The following is a 16,404-nucleotide window of genomic DNA, read 5'->3' on the forward strand; positions in this document are numbered from 1 at the left end:
AAACACATCCAATTAGTATTTAGTTTCCACTTTATTATAATTGTAAGAAATGTTTTCAAATTGAAATAATTACTTAATTCCACACCAACAAAATAAGTTAATTACCTCTTAATTTTGAAACCGCATAAATTCCACGAATAAAATACGAAGAAAATCACAGAATTGAGATCATTTAAAATTATCTCTTTTTAACGATCTTGTTCACATTACTGTAAGAAATAATAAATAGAATGGAACTGCTGAACAAAAGTGGCAGCGCGTTTTTAAATAATAATTCTCTTTGACTTGGGATAATAAAATGAAAGTTAAAATATTGACGATGGTGGTAACCTCCTTAATCAGCTTAAGCTCCATGGCAGTGACGATTGACTACCGTCATGAAATGAATGATTCGGCAAAGAACGATCATAAAGATCGCCTGCTGATGTCCCACCGTTTTGACAACGGTTTTGGCCTGTCACTGGAAGGCAAATGGGGCCAATCAAAAAATGATACCACCCCAAATAAACCGTATAACGAAACGGTCAGCAACGGTACTGAAGTGACCGCCAGCTACCTGTACAAATTCGATAAAACTTTTGGACTGGAAACCGGCCTAAACATGGTTACCACTTCAGACGATAACAACTACCGTCCTTACATCAAAGGTACGGCCAACATTACCGATTCCTTATACTATGGTCTGCGCTACCGTGCATCTTACCTGCGTAAAAGTAACAACATCGGTAATACCAGCACAGCTGCGAACCCTACCGATATTAAAGGCTACACCATCACCAGTACGCTGGGTTATAAACTGCCTGCGAACTTTGTGGTTGAATACGAATTTGAATACGATAAGAAAACTAAAGCAGGTGCTCCTGGTTACATCGCCGACAACGACAACTATGGCCTGACTCACAACGTTAAATTAGCGTATAAATATGACAAAAACTGGACGCCTTACGCTGAAGTCGGCAACGTTGTTGGCAGCAAAAACACTGACGAGCGTCAAACTCGCTACCGTGTTGGCGTACAATACAATTTCTAATGGCTAACGCCATCTAGATAATTGCTGTAATAAAAATAGCGTTCTCTTTATTGGTTTGTTATTTCCTGTCTATAAAAACGGCGACGTTATTTACGTCGCCGTTTTTTATGGCGAGCCATCCCTGGTCGCCACCCTTACGGGCCATTGCTGACGCAACGTTAAAAATTTTTCCCGGAAATTTTTTATTCTTCAAGAAAAATTACGTTAACAATCAGAAGCGATAGCCTACACCAAACATAAAGGCCCACGGGTCAATCTTCGTATGGATACTTTGCTGATCGTTACCGGCTTTAAACTTCACATCGGTATCAATATCCATCCACCACACGGACATATTTACCAACCAGTTTTTATCCAGGTTGTAATCCAACCCTGCCTGCGCAGCAAGGCCCCAGGAATTCTTCAGGCTCAGATCGCTCAACCCAGCCCCTTTCCCCGTATCATTAAATTTCTCATCGAAGAACAAGGTATAGTTCAGGCCAACGCCTAAGTAAGGACGTAATTTATCTTGAGCATCACCAAAATAGTACTGTGCGACCAGTGAAGGCGGCAGATGTTTCACTTCCGCAATGGTCCCTGTTCCCGGTGTTCCGACTTTATGTTTGAACGGCGTGGCGGCGAGTAATTCAACCCCAATATTGTCCGTCACCATGTAGCTAAAAGTCAGACCCAGTTGCGTATTGTTACTAACCTGAAACTCGCCTAAACCCAGTACGTTGTCCGAACTTTCAGCAGGCCGCACGGTTGCTGAACCGGCCCGAACAATGAAATCACCCGCTTGATGAGCCTGTGCCAATGCAGGCATGAGCGCCGCTGCCAACAATAAGAAAGATGTCTTTTTCATTACCCACTCCATTTATAGGGTTTAAATTTCGAGCGAATATACCCCTAAGTAGGTATTCTTGTTTTAAGCCAGATCACATCTTTTAAAGATTTTACGCCCAAATTGAACTGAATCATTTATCGCTAACTCATTAAAATTCATGAAATTGATCCAGATCAATAATGATGCAAGGATATCAAATGCACCGCAGGTGACGATAAGCGCCACGATGAGTAGCCATACCACACTAACCTCATAGTGAGGCGAAAAGCAGCATTGCGTCGTTGACGGGGTGCCACAGCGCGAATTAACAGGTTACAATTGGGAGTTAAGTTCTCTCTGTCGATTTATCTTTTTTCAAGGAGCCTGCATGCCTATCACGGCTAACACGTTGTACCGTGACACGATGAATTTCACCCGCAACCAGTTCATCAGCATCTTAATGATGTCACTGTTGACGGCATTCATTACTGTCATACTGAATCATGCGCTATCGCCTTCTGGAGACGAGTTACAGATTCTGAGCAGTTCCAGCAGCGATCTGTCATCTTCTGTCGAAGCTGGCTTGATGGATATGATTCAGCAGATGACGCCGGAACAACAAACCGTGTTACTGAAAATGTCGGCAGCAGGCACCTTTGCTGCGTTAGTGGGCAATGCGCTGCTGACGGGCGGAGTTCTGATGCTGATCCAGCTGGTTTCTGACGGACAGCGCACCAGCGCACTGCGCGCGATTGGCGCTTCTGCACCTTTTTTACTGCGTCTGCTTATCCTGATCCTGCTGTGCACTCTGCTCATCCAGCTTGGCATGATGCTTCTGGTCATTCCTGGCGTACTGCTCGCTATTGCGCTGAGTTTGTCACCCGTGATTGTCGTCACGGAAAAAAGCGGGATTTTCAACGCCATTAAAGTGAGCACCAAACTGGCTTACGGCAACCTGCGTGCAACCGCGCCTGCCATCGTGATGTGGCTACTGGCTAAAATCGCTATTTTGCTGATCGTGTCAAAGTTACCGATTTCCTCACCGACCGTGCTCGGTGTGGTTCTGAATGGCTTGGGCAACCTGATCTCCGCGATCCTGCTCATTTATCTGTTCCGCCTTTATATGCTGCTGCGCGCTTAACTGCCGCTCTCTGCCTATGCCATCGCTCTGGTGGCATAGGTTCTGCTAAATCTCCGTTCGCTATCTACCCAATCGTAATTTTCTGCAAATTATTACAATATCTCGGGAATGGTGTTCCACAATAAAGGATAATGGCATGAGCTATCGGATAACTCTCGCGGGTTATGATTACGACACTGTTGAGTGATGGATTGACATAATGAAGCAACTTCTTGATTTTATACCGTTGGTCGTTTTTTTTGCGGCCTATAAACTTTATGACATCTATATCGCATCGGGTGCACTGATTGCCGCAACGGCGCTGTCACTCGTGGTCACCTGGGTGATGTATCGTAAAATAGAGAAAATGACGCTGGTCACTTTTGCGATGGTCGTCGTTTTCGGTTCGCTTACTCTGGTGTTCCATAACGATCTGTTTATCAAGTGGAAAGTCACCATCATCTATGCGTTATTTGCCGCCGCTCTGCTGGTTAGCCAGTTCGTGATGAAACAGACCCTGATTCAAAAAATGCTGGGTAAAGAGTTAACCCTTCCGCAGCCCGTCTGGGGGAAACTGAATTTCGCCTGGGCCATGTTCTTTCTGGTGTGTGGGCTGGTTAACATCTATATTGCTTTCTGGTTACCGCAAAACGTTTGGGTTAATTTCAAAGTCTTTGGTCTGACCGGTGTGACGCTGCTGTTTACGCTGATTTGTGGCGTTTATATCTATCGTCACTTGCCTAACGATCAGGAAAAGTCAGAAGAAGAAAAAAGCGAGCAACAGCAATAGCCAAAGCGAGATAGACACAATGAGCACACAAAACGTGTTACCACAGGGCGAACTGGTTCTCCGCACGCTGGCAATGCCAGCCGATACCAATGCGAACGGCGATATTTTTGGCGGTTGGTTGATGTCGCAAATGGACATCGGCGGCGCGATTCTGGCGAAAGAAATTGCCGAAGGACGTGTCGTTACCGTACGGGTTGATGGGATGTCATTCTTAAAACCTGTCGCCGTCGGCGATGTGGTTTGCTGCTATGCACGTTGTTTACGTACTGGCCGTAGCTCTATCAACGTCAACGTTGAAGTGTGGGTGAAGAAAGTCTCCTCTGAGCCGATTGGTCAGCGCTATCGGGCGACCGAAGCGTTATTCACCTACGTTGCAGTAGATGAAGAAGGCCATCCGCGCGAACTGCCTGCGGGTAAAAGCAACTTCACGCCAAGCGAGTAACGTTTAGCGCTCATCGGCGTAAGCTGCTTTGAATAGCGATCGATACGAAAACGGGGCGTCATCTGCTAAAGATGACGTCCCGTTTCTTTGTACTGGCGTGAATTATTCGACTGCCGCCCCGCCGTCAATTTTAAAGACGATGGTCACAACCAAATCTTTGCCCGGTTTACCCGCTTCATAACGCCATTTACGCATGGCCTGTTTGATATCACGTTCGAACATATTACGTGGCTCAGCAGAAAGCACGCGCACGTTGTCAACACGTCCGGACTCGTCCACATCAAACTGCATCTTCACCCGCCCTTCAACGCGCAGAGAAAACGCGCGAGCCGGATACTGAGGCTGTGCGCGGCTCAACGGACGTGGCCCGCTTGACTGCGTGCTTGCTGCAGGTGCCGGTGCCTGCTTCACTGGCGCATTAGTTACATTGCGCGTTGGCTCTGTGCTGGTAAACGGTGAAGGCGGCTGTTTTTCAACCGTCGGTTCACGTTTAACCGGCTTCGGTTGCTCAACCTTCTTCACCGGCTTAGGCTCCGGTTTAGGTTTCGGCGGCTTGGGCTTTGGCTCAGGTAATGGCATAGGAACCGGCTGCGGCACTGGCTCCGGTTCAGGAATGGGTTCCGGCTCTGGTTCAGGCTGCTTAACCGGCTCTGGCTCCGGGGCAGATTTCGCAGCAGGTGCCGCTTCATAGGCCGCAGGGTTCACCATCACCACGCTGATGGGCTTAGATTCCTGCGGTAATTCGATTGAATTATTAAATGATGCGTACAGCAAACCTGCAATCAGTGAACCGTGAAAACCGACTGAAAGTATGAATGGCCATGAGTAACGGCGGGTCAAAAAAAACTTTTTTTGCGGCATAGTCTGTCTTTATCCTCTTATGCCGCCCAAGTTTAAATGCAAATAGCAATCATATTCAATAACAACCCGTGGAATTGTTAAAAAAACCGAAATCGCGGGGGGATTACTCTGGCAAATCAACCTATTGTCCTCGCACTATTGTCTTCAAACAACATCACGTATGATGATAGAAACTCGTTTCTCTTACCCAATAGCGTTTGACCGCTGGGGGTCTCAAACCCGGCACCCCAAACGATGAAGGGTACCTTCCCACCTGTGAGGTCGCTATGCTCTACGTCATTTATGCTGAAGATAATGTTGATTCATTAGCAAAACGCCTGTCGGTCAGACCGGACCATCTTGCCCGTTTACAGGCATTGCGCGATCAAGGGCGACTGATTACCGCTGGCCCTTTGCCTGCAATCGACAGCGAGGATCCCGGCCAGGCTGGCTTTAGCGGCTCCGTGATTATCGCCGAATTCACATCGCTGGATGAGGCAACAGCATGGGCCAACGCCGACCCTTACCTCGCAGCAGGCGTCTATAAACACGTCAGCGTGAAGCCATTCAAAAAAGTGTTTTAAACATCCAATTGATACAGGTCATGGTTGCATGAAAAAGCCATGGCCCTTTTCGCTCCCGTCAAAAGCTGAAATATTTTAGTCATTTAACAGTGATAGTTTGACCGCTATTCATCTATAGAGGGTCAGCAATCATGTTAATGCCTGCGATTTTGCGAAACGGAGTTGCTACTATCCACCGCCGTCATCGCCTCAGTATTCTCTCCGGATTGTTATTGATCATTGGGTTATTTTCTTTACTGCAATTGGTTTCCGTCGGCGTCATTTCGCAAACGATGACGCAGGTTCGGCAGGATATTTCCGCTAACGAGAGCCTTCGCCAGCAACAAGCCTTAATGGATAAAGCGCGGATGGAAGTGATGAGTGCCAGCGATAAACTCAACCGCGCGGGCATTTATCTGTTAGTAGACAAAGAAACGGGGTCTGAAGGCAGTTGGCACAGCCTGATGGATGAGGCGGAAGTGTCTCTAAAACAGGCACAGGAGCACTACCAATTACTGGGAACGGTCACAACAGCTGAAGCGGACACCGCGGCTTTTATCGATTTGAAAAAGAGCTACAGCCAGCTCTATTCCGGGCTCGTCGAGCTGGCCGAGGGAATAAAGACCACGAATCAGATCGATATTTTCTTTGCCGTTCCGGTACAGGCTTACCAAAGCGACTTTACCCAGAAGTATTCACACTATCTGCAAGATACCGATGCGCTGCAAAAGCAGCATGGCCAACAATTTTTATCCTCTCTCGATAACGCAAAAACGATTTTCATTATGGTTCTTGGCCTCTTGCTGGCGATCGCCATCGCCGTGTGGATTGGCGTAAGTCGGATCATTATTCGTCCGCTGACGCACATTATTGCCCATTTAAAATTGATCGCTGCGGGCGACCTTTCGCATGCGGTCAATACAAAAACGCGCGGTACACGCGAAGTTGAACAGCTTAATGCTAGCGTCATTCAAATGCAGGAAGGTCTGGTGACCTTGGTCAATCAGGTTCGCCAGGGCGTTGACCATATGGTGACGCAGGTCGATCGGGTCGCGGCAGATAACCATCGGCTTTCCGAACAGGCAAACCGCCAATCTCACGAGCTCAAAGTCACCACAGAACATATTATTCAGCTTAGCCAACATCTGGAACAAAATACCCAGCATACCCAACAGGCCAATTTGCATGCGGAAGACACCAGCAAGATCGCCGCGCAGGGTGAGACAATGATGAATGACGTCAAGGTGGCGATGTCAGACATTGCAGGCAGAACGCGTGAGATGACGGAAGCGATTGGGATGATTGAGAACGTGGCGTTCCAGACGCACATTCTGTCGTTGAACGCCGCCATTGAAGCCGCACGAGCTGGGACGATGGGACGCGGCTTTGCCGTTGTCGCGCGGGAAGTTGGCACGCTGGCGTCGCAAAGCAGCCATTCTGCACAAAATATTAATGTGCTGATTCGTGATTCTGATAACAGCGTCACCGCCGGAACGCGACTGGTGAACAAACTGAATGACAGCCTGCAACACATCATTCAGACCGCGAAAGGCACGGGCACGTTTCTGAGCGAGATTTCGGAGATATCACACCAGCAGAACGTGAGCATTCATGAAGTCACCGCTCGGCTCAGTACGCTGAACGACACCGTCAGAGAAAATGCGGGACAGGTTGAAGCCTCCGCACACACCTTCGCTTCACTGCTGGAGCAAACAGAACGCTTAAATACGTCGGTATCGCTGTTCATCCTGCCCTCAACGAAGGGTGACATTAACCCGACTCTCGATCAGAGAGAAATAACCCAGCGCATTCCGATGATGGGATGAGAAATACCCACACCGGCAGGCCAGAATATATTAATACGTTCTTTGGCTACCTGATGGGCTTCGCAGGACTGAGTAGTCGAAATATTCAAAGATAGTGCTGTCTAGCAATTAATAGAATGGGTACACTTTTGTACCCATTCTTTTTCACATCACTAACGAAAGCATTCCTTCTCGTACACTATCCCCTCATGCAATGAATACCACGTTATTTCCTCCTTATCTTATTTAAATCAACCAGCTAAAAAATCATAAACTTGCATTTATAATACACAAATCAATTTTTAACCGTTAAGAACGTGATAACGTTGCCCCACGATCTCTTCGGTGTATTGAAAGCGCCGAGTGAAAGAAATAAATGGGGGCAATTGAGAGCCATGAGTGAGAAAGCAAGAAAGCGGTGGCAACGCCGTCTTGGCACGACCGGAGGTAAACTTCCCTGGAACAACTGGCGCAATGCTCTAAGCTGGCGCAGAGCAACACAAATTCTTCTACTGGCACTCAACGTTTATATCGGCATCACCTTCTATTTTTGGGTTCGCTACTTTGAAACTGGTGGCGTAAGTCTTTATATGTCAAGACCGGGCGGTATTGAGGGCTGGCTGCCGATTGCCGGATTGATGAACGTGAAGTTCACGTGGGAAACGGGTAATTTCCCCCCTATCCACCTTGCGTCAATGTTATTACTTCTCGCATTTATTCTTATTAGCCTGTTGCTGAAGAAATCGTTCTGTTCCTGGCTGTGCCCTATCGGCACGATTTCCGAGTGGGTAGGTGCATTGGGGAAAAAAATATTTGGCCGCCATTTCATTCTTCCGAAGTGGCTGGATATTCCGCTGCGCAGTCTGAAATATCTGTTATTAGGCTTTTTTCTCTACATCGCCTTATCAATGCCGGCACAAGGTATTTATATGTTCCTAATGTCGCCCTACGGCCTAATCGCCGACGTTAAAATGCTCGGCTTCTTTCGCAATATCGGCACCATCACGCTGGTCTGCGTTTTTCTCTTCACGTTTGCCAGTCTGTTTATCCGTCATTTCTGGTGTCGTTACTTCTGCCCTTACGGTGCACTCATGGGGTTATTTTCACTACTGTCCCCCTTCAAAGTCCGTCGTAACGCCAGCAGCTGTATCGACTGCGGCAAGTGCGCTAGAGCCTGTCCGTCTAACATCCCAGTAGATAAACTGATTCAGGTGAGAACGGCGGAGTGCACGGCCTGCATGACCTGCGTCGAATCTTGCCCAGTGGACTCAACGCTCCATTTTTCGCTTACCGCCCCTTCAGGTTTGCAGACAAAAGACAGTAAAACACTCAAACCATTATGCCGACAAACTGCGCTGTCCGGCATTGTGATGGCGGGGCTGGTACTCGGTATTCTTTTCGGCATGATCGGCTTTGCAATGTACATCGGCGGCTGGGACAGCCCGATTCCCGAACACATGTATTTCCGGCTCATCCCCGGCTCACAAAGTATTGGCCATCCATAAAGCAAAGGGTCGGCTAACGCCGATCGTTTAAGGAGCACTTGAACGATCCAGCTATTCGTGTAAACAAGTACCCTTTCCAGTATTATTTCCAGACTTGCCTGCTCCACCAATAATACCAGCCGCACTTGTCGCCCCTGCTTGAGCAATCTTATTAATTACAAGCTGTGATGCCTCATCCGAACCGCCCACTGCCTGCGCGTTATGTATCGCCTGTAAACGTCCAGCTTCCAGTGTCGCCGATTACACAACACTGCCGGTACAAGTCTTCGGTAGAGCTCAGCGCCCGCAACCCTGCACGGATGACCTCGCTGACATTGTTGTAACGACCACTTTCGATTTGTTCACGGATAAATTGCTCGAAGTAAGGACTTAACGCAATAATGTCCTGACTGACCAGCAGTTGCGGCCTCACTTGATGTTGGTAGTGACTCAGCCAGCGCAGCGCCCGTCCGCCGATGGGAACGAGTCGATCTTTCCTTCCCTTGCCCTGTCTCACCGTTACCGTTTTACGGTTCCCGTCCACGCTGTAGATATCCAGCTTCGCCACCTCGCCCCAGCGCAGACCTTGCAGAGTTATTACGTAAAAAGCTCGGCCTGTCACAGCAGGCAATGGCTGATGCTGTCGGCCTGCATGTTAACAGTTGGAAGAAGTATGAGAGCGGGCAGGCCATGCCGTCGCTGGATGCATTCAAGAAGATTGTAACCACGCTGCATGTCAGTACCGATCACTTGCTGTTTGAAGAACATGAACGTGGCCCAAGTGACACGCTGACGCTTCAGTTTGAGGCCGTCAGTCAGCTACTCGAGAACGAGCAGACGATTGTCAGGGAAGTGCTGGAGAGCCTGATTATCAAGTACCAGTCCCGCCGCTGTGGTACCCCAGTAATCATAAGTTTTATTTTCATTACCCTTCTGGCTCAGGTCATACCATTGATAGGCGGCATTCGCACCACCACTCAATGCCGAACCAACCGCCACTTTACCTATTGACGCCGCCGGCCCCAGATACCACGCGCCAGCAATCAGTACCCCATTCGTATAACCATCCACTATCGCTTCGGAGATATCCTGCCCTTCCGGCATCGTCCCCGTGACTAGCTTATGCATCGCGTATTGCCGCTGTTCTTCCGTTATGGGGTTCAGCACATTACCGTTTTCATCCACCATGTTGGTATTAGTGTACAACGATGTCATCAATGCCCCTACATCCTGCAATCCCTTCGGCGCAATATTACTCAGATTGAAGTTGTTATTCTCAACCGCATTGTGCTCTTCATAGTTCTGGTAGTTCTCTACGCTGGCAGCGGTGTTGACGTCATGATTCGCCAGCAGCGTGACCTGTTTGTCGCCGACCACCGAGGAGCCCTGCAGGTTGATATCCTGATTGGCCGCCATCGTGACACTGTCACTCGACAATGAACTGCTTTTCTCATCGGTCTGCAACGTTTCCCGCAGGGTATGCGTCACCGTCTTCGAGAAGGCCTTTTTCTTGACCGTGGTTTCTTCAAAGAAGGTGTGCTGCGTTTCGGTGGCCGACAGTAGGTTGATGTTGTTGCCCGCCTGTGCCGTCACCGCGCCACTCGCCACGCCTTGAGCCGCCTGCAGGTTGAGATCGCGTCCGGCCGCCAGTGCCACATTACCTTTGGCGTTCAGGCTGGCCGCTTCGAACAGGACAGCACATCCCGCCCAGCCACCAGACTCAGATCGCCCCCACTCAGGAGCTGGCTGTTTGCCACGTCCTGCGTACGGCGCTGTGCGGTACTGCCGCCCGCGTTCAGCTCGACTTTATTCGCGACAATTGCGCTGCCCTGCAGGTTGCTTTATCCGCCTACGCCAGATATAGCTTCGGTGCCAGCACGGTCTGGCCGTTGACCTCGATATTTTCCCACCAGACCAGGCTCTGGCTAAGATTCGCGACCTGATCCGGCGTCAGGCTGATGTCCAGTTGCAGGTTCATGCCTTTCTGTGCCGCCGCGGCGTTATCCAGCAGCATTTGCATCTGTGCCAGATCGGAGCCGGTGCCATTCAGGTGACGCTGCCCCTTCTGTTTCAGCACCGCCTGACTGATGTAGCGGGTATCAAACTCCGCATCCCCGAGGAAGCGGTAATCATGGTCTGCATCCAGATTCAGCTTATCCAGCAGATAGGATGAGCCCAGTACCCTGTCGGCCTGCGTCCACTGAGAGCGCGTTTCAACCGGCACCACCGTTGACGGCTGTTGCCCCAGCAGTAGTTGCAGGTCGCTGAACTGCGCGTTACCCAGCTGTTCCAGTTTCGGGTTGGTGTGGATCAGGTAACGGCTGTCAGCATTCGGATCGACAACCAGCAGCCCGTTATTGCCCGTCGGCAGCGGGTACTCGGCAAGCGGGTTGGTGCTCAGGTTTTGCAGCCCGATGGCGCTCAGCAGCAGAGAGAGGTGGTGGCGCAGCAGGCGTCGGGTGTCTGCACTGACCGCCTGCTTTGGTGCCTCAACCGCGGCCATATCCGGTGTGGTCAGTGTGGCGGGGTGCCCACCGTACCCGCTATCGTGACGCCCGTTGCGGTATTGTCCACGTTAACCGCCGTCAGGCTTGTACCAGTATCAGGTCGTTGACCCGTCGACGTCAGCGCGACCGCATCGGGATTGCTGATGTGACCAGAAGTAGGGTAGGCAGCAACGCGGTAAAGCGTTTTGTCCACCTGTTTCTCCGCGCCGATCTGATAGCGGCCGAGCATCGAAATCGCTTTGTTGGCATCGTCCTCCGACAGCCAGCGATTCAGAAGACCGGCCATCGCGGTACCCAGAGTCTGAGAAGCCACCTGGTAAAACCCTAAATACATGATATATATACAAATATTATAACTGTTTACGGTGGTGAACTGTCATGCTGTACATACAGTCATCTTGTTCATTCATTAAGTGGGAGAGCGGGTCAGTGAGTTTCAACGGAAAGGAAATTCTTTCGGCAATAACGATGTGAGGGGAAGAACTAGCCTAGTTTTATTCGTGTTTCCGGCCGTTAGGCATCATGGATTTTCTTTTAGAATAATAGAAAACGTTATTACCTTACCGAAAGGCCGTACGTTGTTTCTGATTTGCAGGAACGTTTTTATGCTGTGCAACTGGCAAGGATGCGATATTTGAACCCATGCCGTACTATTCCCGTCACGCTACCAAATGGTCGCTATGCTCACCTTAACTACCAATACCGGATTGTGGTTCAGACTTATTTTGATTTCATTTGCCAGCGCATTGCTGGCGCTGTTTATTGGTCAGGGAATTTTAGCCAGACTGGAACAAACGCAGTTGCAGCACTATAGCCAAGACGTACTCGAACAAGGCACCGCCGTCGCCCGTGAAAGCCGGGAAACCATTGACCGCGTGCTGACACTAAATAACACGCCTTGCTCCAGCGCCGATCTGAAAGAATTACGCCTGCTCTCCTTTTACTCCGTCTATCTGCGTGATATTGGGCGAATCAAGAACAACTATCTCATCTGTTCCGCGGGCTGGGGCATCCTCAACCCACCGATTTATCTGCTGCCGCCGAACCTGACGACCGATGAGGGCGTGCAACTGTGGACCGCGATGAAAGATGTGGTGGATCCGCGTATTACCGCAGATATGGCGAGCCTCAACGGTGTCGTCACTGTCACCGCAGCCGCCGCATTTCGTCATTTCACTCAACCACCCGCCGAATACAGCGCGATGCTGCTCACGCGCAATCTGGGGCATATCTACCAGACCTTTGGCAACATCGACCTCTCAATGTTCAAAGAGACGCGACATGAGAGTAACGGGTGGCTGACCATGGGTAAACGCCAGACGTTTTTCTGCGCGGCGACCCTGAATGTCTGCGTGCTGGCTCAGTTGGATTCTGCCGGCATCCTGTATCGCCCGTGGTATATCATCGCTGCGCTGTTTTTTGTCGGGGCGCTCCTCGGGACCAGTTTTACCCTGTCCTACCAGCTCTATGACGATCGGCACCATACTTTACCCTCACAGCTAAAACGCGCGATCAAACACCAGCGGTTTCAGGTACATTACCAGCCGCTGATTAGCCTGCCGCAGCGCACCATTATTGGTGTAGAGGCGCTGGCGCGTTGGAAAAACGAGCGTGGCGACAACGTTTCTCCAGAGTTTTTTATCAGCGCGGCTGAAAAAATGGGCTACTCAGATGAGCTAACCCGCATCATTACGCGTCAGGCGCTGCGTGACATGCAGCCGTACCTCACGCATGACACGCCCTTTCTTCTGAGTATTAATCTGTCCGTCTCCGACATTATTTCGCCGGATTATCATCACTTCCTACAGCAAATGTGTGATGAATTGGCGATCGATAAAACCCGCGTCATGCTGGAACTCACCGAGCGGTCGAGCACGTCCCACAAGACGCTGGCTGATGGCCTTGAGGCGCTACGGCGCTCGGGCTATAAGATCGCGCTTGATGATTTCGGCACGGGTTATTCCAACCTCGATTATCTGAGCCATTTACCGTTCGATATGATCAAGATCGACAAGATTTTTGTCGACGCCATCGGCACGGATACGGTTAATGCCGCCATGGCCGATCTGTTATTTACTCTTATCAAAAAACTCGACGTCCCGGTGATCATCGAAGGGGTAGAAACGCGCGAGCAAGCCGCCTACATCCTGCAACAGTGCCCGTCGGCGATTATGCAAGGATGGTATTTCAGTAAGGCCGTGCCATTGCACGATCTACCGGATATCCATCACTATCCATGCCCGCCGATAGAAACGGTGTAACCTGACAGCAGGTCGGCTGGCAAGAGTCGGCCTACTGTCATTGGCTACCGTGTCCCGTTCCACTAGATATTAGCTTTATGGATAAGGGACGGGCGTATCAAAGTCTTTCCTTTCTGAAATTGATCTGACACCAATTGAAAAAGAAATAACATACGCGATAGTATTACACGCCTCATCGGTACTGGTGGCTACAAAACCCATATAATTTACCTCCCTTTTTGCAGCGTTTCTTTTACCTGACTAATCAGTTCGCGGCGGAAATCGCCGAGGCGCGGTTTGTCATCCAGCCACGGCAACGGACGGCACAGCTCCATCGCTTTGATACCCAAGCGCGCGGTCAGCAGCCCTGCGCCAATGCCCTGTGCAGCGCGAGTTGATAGCCGCGCGGCAAGATCCTGCGACATCCAGTCCATGCCAATTTCCCGCACCAGCTCCGATGCGCCGGCAAACGCGATATTGACCAGCACCAGCCGGAACAGGCGAATGCGGCTGAAATAGCCAAGCTCGATGCCGTACAGCGCGGCAATACGGTTAATCAGGCGCAGATTGCGCCATGCGATAAATGCCATATCCACCAGCGCCAGTGGGCTGACGGCGATCATCAAGGTGGATTCCGCCGCCGAGCGGCTGATTTCACGCCGCGCCTGCGTGTCCAGTACAGGCTGAACCAGACGCGCATACAGCTCCAGCACTTCACGGTCGTTGTGGGTTTCATGCAGCGAAGCCTGCCAACGTTGTATCGCCGGATGGCCGCTATCCAGTTCCGCCTGTCGCGCCAGCTTTTCACAGAATTCGCGCCCGCGCCCCACGCCGTGGCTATGTAACAGATCGCGGGCCACGTCGCGCTCTTCCGCACGTTCCCGCAGGCGATAGAGCCGCCGCCACTCGACGGCCAGCGAGCCGACGCCCGCCGCCACAATCAGGCTGCCTGCGGTAATGCCGCCCAGTGCGATCCAGTCCTGCTGTACCCAGGCGGTATGCAGCGACTGCACGCCCTGCGCCAGCGCGCTAACGCCAAACAGCCCGATTCCCGCCATCACCATACGCCGCCACAGACTGCGCTTTGGTCGCAGCGCCGCGCTGATCGCCTCTTCTGCCGCGCCTTCTTCCGGCACTTCTTCTTCGCGGCTGATAGGGGAAAACGGCGTGCCGCTCTGCTCGTCAAACGCCAACCCGGCACGCAGCTGCGGTTGTGGCTCTTGCGGTGAAACGTCATCGAACGTGACGCGAGGTTTCAGTGGTTCGCTCATCGCAATTTATCCTTTAACAGAAAGTCCATGACCGTATCCAACCGTATATGCGGCAACGGCGTGTCTACCGTCATTTCTCGCGGACGAAATTGATCGAAATGGAAGCCCTGCGTTTGCCAGAATGCCGCACCTGGTAAACGCGCAGGTACTTCACCGGGGTAGACCGTCAGCGGCTGGCCGTCGCTGAGCCGATGCCCTTTCAGCGCCGGAATTTTCTGTCCCTGATGATCGACGACACCGCTCTGCGTTGACTGGATCGACGCAATGCCTTCACAGCGCATATCAATGCCTTCAAACGCCGCGTTCTGCCACGCTTCCTGCACCAGTTGCTGAAGCAACGACACCAGATTGGCGTGCTGGTCGGCGGTAATGTGATCCGCTTTACTCGCCGCAAACATCAGTTTGTCGATGCAGGGCGAGAACAAACGCCGGAACAGCGTGCGCTTCCCGTAATGAAAACTTTGCATCAGTTGGGTCAACGCCAGTCGCATATCGTTAAACGCATGAATGCCGCTATTGAGCGGTTGTAGGCAATCGACCAGAACAATTTGCCGGTCGAAGCGTACAAAGTGATCCTTATAAAATCCTTTGACGACCGACTGACAGTAATAGTCAAAACGCTTGCGCAGCATGCCGATGTTGGTTTTCTCATCTGCCTGCGCCAGCTTAGCTTCACCGATCTGATTCACCTGCGGCCAAGGGAAGAATTGCAGCACTGGCGCACCCGCCAGATCGCCCGGCAGCACAAATCGACCCGGTTGGATAAAGTGCAGCCCTTCCTGTTTGCATCGGTGCAGATAGTCGGTGTAAGCCTGCGCCACCTCGGCAAGCTGGTTTTCATCCGCTGGGGCCAGCGGATCGATTTTCTCACACAGTGCCAACCAGGGTTTCGCCCACTCGGTGCGTCCGCCTTGCAGCAAGCCGCTCATCTGCTGTGACCAGCTCAAATAGGTCTGCTCCAGCAGCGGCAGATCCAGCAGCCATTCGCCGGGGTAATCGACAATTTCCAGATAGAGCGTCGAGGTGTCTTTGAAATGACGCAGCAGCGAATCCTTGGAACGATAGCGCAGCGCCAGACGAATCTCACTCACGCCGCGCGTCGGTGTCGGCCAAGCCGGCGGCGAGCCATACAGCGCGGCCATGCCTTCATCATAAGCGAAGCGCGGCACGCCCAAATCGCGCTGCGGCACACGTTTCACCCCCAGCAAACGCTCTTCGCGCACGGGGGAAAACATCGGCAGATGGGCACCGCTGTGGGTATTCAATAATTGATTAACGAACGCGGTGATAAACGCGGTTTTGCCACTGCGGCTCAACCCGGTGACGGCAATCCGCAGGTGGCGATCTACGCCGCGATTGACCAGAGAGTTAATTTCGTTCTGTAGTCGACTCATCGAATGAACTATCACTCCTTTGGTTGGGAGATATACTGTTGAGAGCTATATGTAGTTGAGAACTGTATGTCGTTGAGAACCATATATCGCTGAGAGAGATATCGTATCAATAT

The 16,404-nt window shown here is 51.1% G+C and carries 13 protein-coding genes and 4 pseudogenes; 9 read left to right on the forward strand and 8 right to left on the reverse strand.

Features of this window, described 5'->3' with window-relative positions; translation table 11 throughout:
• Positions 1-298 precede the first annotated feature (298 nt).
• Positions 299-1,030: an oligogalacturonate-specific porin KdgM family protein gene (locus LOZ86_RS11560; protein WP_230242031.1), complete on the forward strand. Its 732-nt coding sequence runs from the start codon at positions 299-301 to the stop codon at positions 1,028-1,030.
• 211 nt (positions 1,031-1,241) lie between these two features.
• On the opposite strand, the gene ompW is transcribed toward LOZ86_RS11560, so the two are convergent.
• Positions 1,242-1,874: an outer membrane protein OmpW gene (gene ompW, locus LOZ86_RS11565; RefSeq protein WP_230242033.1), complete on the reverse strand. Its 633-nt coding sequence runs from the start codon at positions 1,872-1,874 to the stop codon at positions 1,242-1,244.
• Between the two features lie 349 nt (positions 1,875-2,223).
• On the opposite strand from ompW, the gene LOZ86_RS11570 reads away from it, so the two are divergent.
• The 3 genes from LOZ86_RS11570 to yciA all read left to right on the forward strand — a co-directional run bounded on the left by LOZ86_RS11570 (position 2,224) and on the right by yciA (position 4,187).
• Positions 2,224-2,976 carry a YciC family protein gene (locus tag LOZ86_RS11570; protein WP_010275282.1) on the forward strand — a complete coding sequence of 251 codons (753 nt, stop codon included), beginning with the start codon at positions 2,224-2,226 and terminating at the stop codon, positions 2,974-2,976.
• Between the two features lie 199 nt (positions 2,977-3,175).
• Complete coding sequence (locus LOZ86_RS11575; protein ID WP_010275285.1) at positions 3,176-3,745, forward strand: septation protein A; 570 nt, start codon at positions 3,176-3,178, stop codon at positions 3,743-3,745.
• 19 nt (positions 3,746-3,764) lie between these two features.
• Positions 3,765-4,187 (forward strand): acyl-CoA thioester hydrolase YciA, encoded by a 423-nt coding sequence (yciA, locus tag LOZ86_RS11580; protein ID WP_010275288.1) that lies wholly within the window; start codon positions 3,765-3,767, stop codon positions 4,185-4,187.
• A 102-nt stretch (positions 4,188-4,289) separates the two neighbouring features.
• Here yciA and tonB read toward each other — a convergent pair whose 3' ends face one another.
• Positions 4,290-5,048, reverse strand: coding sequence for a TonB system transport protein TonB (gene tonB / locus LOZ86_RS11585; RefSeq protein ID WP_174865638.1), 759 nt, complete (start codon positions 5,046-5,048; stop codon positions 4,290-4,292).
• Positions 5,049-5,314: 266 nt separating this feature from the next.
• Between tonB and LOZ86_RS11590 the strand changes: the two genes are divergently transcribed.
• The 3 genes from LOZ86_RS11590 (at position 5,315) to LOZ86_RS11600 (ending at position 8,900) form a co-directional block, all read left to right on the forward strand.
• On the forward strand, positions 5,315-5,611 hold the full coding sequence (locus LOZ86_RS11590) for a YciI family protein (RefSeq protein ID WP_014915341.1): 297 nt from the start codon (positions 5,315-5,317) through the stop codon (positions 5,609-5,611).
• Between the two features lie 131 nt (positions 5,612-5,742).
• Positions 5,743-7,416: a Tar ligand binding domain-containing protein gene (locus LOZ86_RS11595; RefSeq protein WP_039480906.1), complete on the forward strand. Its 1,674-nt coding sequence runs from the start codon at positions 5,743-5,745 to the stop codon at positions 7,414-7,416.
• A 374-nt stretch (positions 7,417-7,790) separates the two neighbouring features.
• Positions 7,791-8,900 carry a 4Fe-4S binding protein gene (locus tag LOZ86_RS11600; RefSeq protein WP_039480909.1) on the forward strand — a complete coding sequence of 370 codons (1,110 nt, stop codon included), beginning with the start codon at positions 7,791-7,793 and terminating at the stop codon, positions 8,898-8,900.
• A 265-nt stretch (positions 8,901-9,165) separates the two neighbouring features.
• Here LOZ86_RS11600 and LOZ86_RS21415 read toward each other — a convergent pair.
• Both LOZ86_RS21415 and LOZ86_RS21420 read right to left on the reverse strand, forming a co-directional pair.
• Positions 9,166-9,282 (reverse strand): annotated as a pseudogene (locus LOZ86_RS21415) (type II toxin-antitoxin system ParD family antitoxin); the annotation flags it as partial.
• A gap of 87 nt (positions 9,283-9,369) precedes the next feature.
• Positions 9,370-9,501: pseudogene (locus LOZ86_RS21420) on the reverse strand (hypothetical protein); the annotation flags it as partial.
• A gap of 8 nt (positions 9,502-9,509) precedes the next feature.
• On the opposite strand from LOZ86_RS21420, the pseudogene LOZ86_RS11610 reads away from it, so the two are divergent.
• Positions 9,510-9,770 (forward strand): annotated as a pseudogene (locus tag LOZ86_RS11610) (helix-turn-helix domain-containing protein); the annotation flags it as partial.
• Here the strand turns inward: LOZ86_RS11610 and LOZ86_RS21545 are convergent.
• Both LOZ86_RS21545 and LOZ86_RS21550 read right to left on the reverse strand, forming a co-directional pair.
• Positions 9,699-10,535 carry a hemagglutinin repeat-containing protein gene (locus LOZ86_RS21545; protein ID WP_039480912.1) on the reverse strand — a complete coding sequence of 279 codons (837 nt, stop codon included), beginning with the start codon at positions 10,533-10,535 and terminating at the stop codon, positions 9,699-9,701. The pseudogene LOZ86_RS11610 and the gene LOZ86_RS21545 overlap by 72 nt on opposite strands.
• 68 nt (positions 10,536-10,603) lie before the next feature.
• Positions 10,604-11,540: pseudogene (locus tag LOZ86_RS21550) on the reverse strand (hemagglutinin repeat-containing protein); the annotation flags it as partial.
• Positions 11,541-12,066: 526 nt separating this feature from the next.
• On the opposite strand from LOZ86_RS21550, the gene LOZ86_RS11625 reads away from it, so the two are divergent.
• Positions 12,067-13,647, forward strand: a complete 1,581-nt coding sequence (locus LOZ86_RS11625; RefSeq protein ID WP_039481586.1) for an EAL domain-containing protein — start codon at positions 12,067-12,069, stop codon at positions 13,645-13,647.
• Positions 13,648-13,853: 206 nt separating this feature from the next.
• Here the strand turns inward: LOZ86_RS11625 and LOZ86_RS11630 are convergent, their stop codons facing one another.
• Both LOZ86_RS11630 and LOZ86_RS11635 read right to left on the reverse strand, forming a co-directional pair.
• Complete coding sequence (locus LOZ86_RS11630; RefSeq protein ID WP_039513644.1) at positions 13,854-14,897, reverse strand: YcjF family protein; 1,044 nt, start codon at positions 14,895-14,897, stop codon at positions 13,854-13,856.
• Positions 14,894-16,291, reverse strand: coding sequence for a YcjX family GTP-binding protein (locus LOZ86_RS11635; protein WP_039480923.1), 1,398 nt, complete (start codon positions 16,289-16,291; stop codon positions 14,894-14,896). Before LOZ86_RS11635 ends, LOZ86_RS11630 begins: the two co-directional genes overlap by 4 nt.
• Positions 16,292-16,404: the final 113 nt, after the last annotated feature.

Origin of the sequence: Pectobacterium parvum, from assembly GCF_020971565.1 — a bacterium.
Lineage (GTDB): Bacteria > Pseudomonadota > Gammaproteobacteria > Enterobacterales > Enterobacteriaceae > Pectobacterium > Pectobacterium polare.

What these genes read in the sequence shown, in the direction of transcription:
- yciA (WP_010275288.1), top strand. Translation starts at nt 3,765, where the DNA reads ATGAGCACACAAAACGTGTTACCACAGGGCGAACTGGTTCTCCGCACG.
- LOZ86_RS11630 (WP_039513644.1), bottom strand. Translation starts at nt 14,897, where the DNA reads ATGAGCGAACCACTGAAACCTCGCGTCACGTTCGATGACGTTTCACCG.
- LOZ86_RS11625 (WP_039481586.1), top strand. Translation starts at nt 12,067, where the DNA reads ATGCTCACCTTAACTACCAATACCGGATTGTGGTTCAGACTTATTTTG.
- LOZ86_RS11560 (WP_230242031.1), top strand. Translation starts at nt 299, where the DNA reads ATGAAAGTTAAAATATTGACGATGGTGGTAACCTCCTTAATCAGCTTA.
- tonB (WP_174865638.1), bottom strand. Translation starts at nt 5,048, where the DNA reads ATGCCGCAAAAAAAGTTTTTTTTGACCCGCCGTTACTCATGGCCATTC.
- LOZ86_RS11600 (WP_039480909.1), top strand. Translation starts at nt 7,791, where the DNA reads ATGAGTGAGAAAGCAAGAAAGCGGTGGCAACGCCGTCTTGGCACGACC.
- LOZ86_RS11635 (WP_039480923.1), bottom strand. Translation starts at nt 16,291, where the DNA reads ATGAGTCGACTACAGAACGAAATTAACTCTCTGGTCAATCGCGGCGTA.
- ompW (WP_230242033.1), bottom strand. Translation starts at nt 1,874, where the DNA reads ATGAAAAAGACATCTTTCTTATTGTTGGCAGCGGCGCTCATGCCTGCA.
- LOZ86_RS11570 (WP_010275282.1), top strand. Translation starts at nt 2,224, where the DNA reads ATGCCTATCACGGCTAACACGTTGTACCGTGACACGATGAATTTCACC.
- LOZ86_RS11595 (WP_039480906.1), top strand. Translation starts at nt 5,743, where the DNA reads ATGTTAATGCCTGCGATTTTGCGAAACGGAGTTGCTACTATCCACCGC.
- LOZ86_RS11590 (WP_014915341.1), top strand. Translation starts at nt 5,315, where the DNA reads ATGCTCTACGTCATTTATGCTGAAGATAATGTTGATTCATTAGCAAAA.
- LOZ86_RS11575 (WP_010275285.1), top strand. Translation starts at nt 3,176, where the DNA reads ATGAAGCAACTTCTTGATTTTATACCGTTGGTCGTTTTTTTTGCGGCC.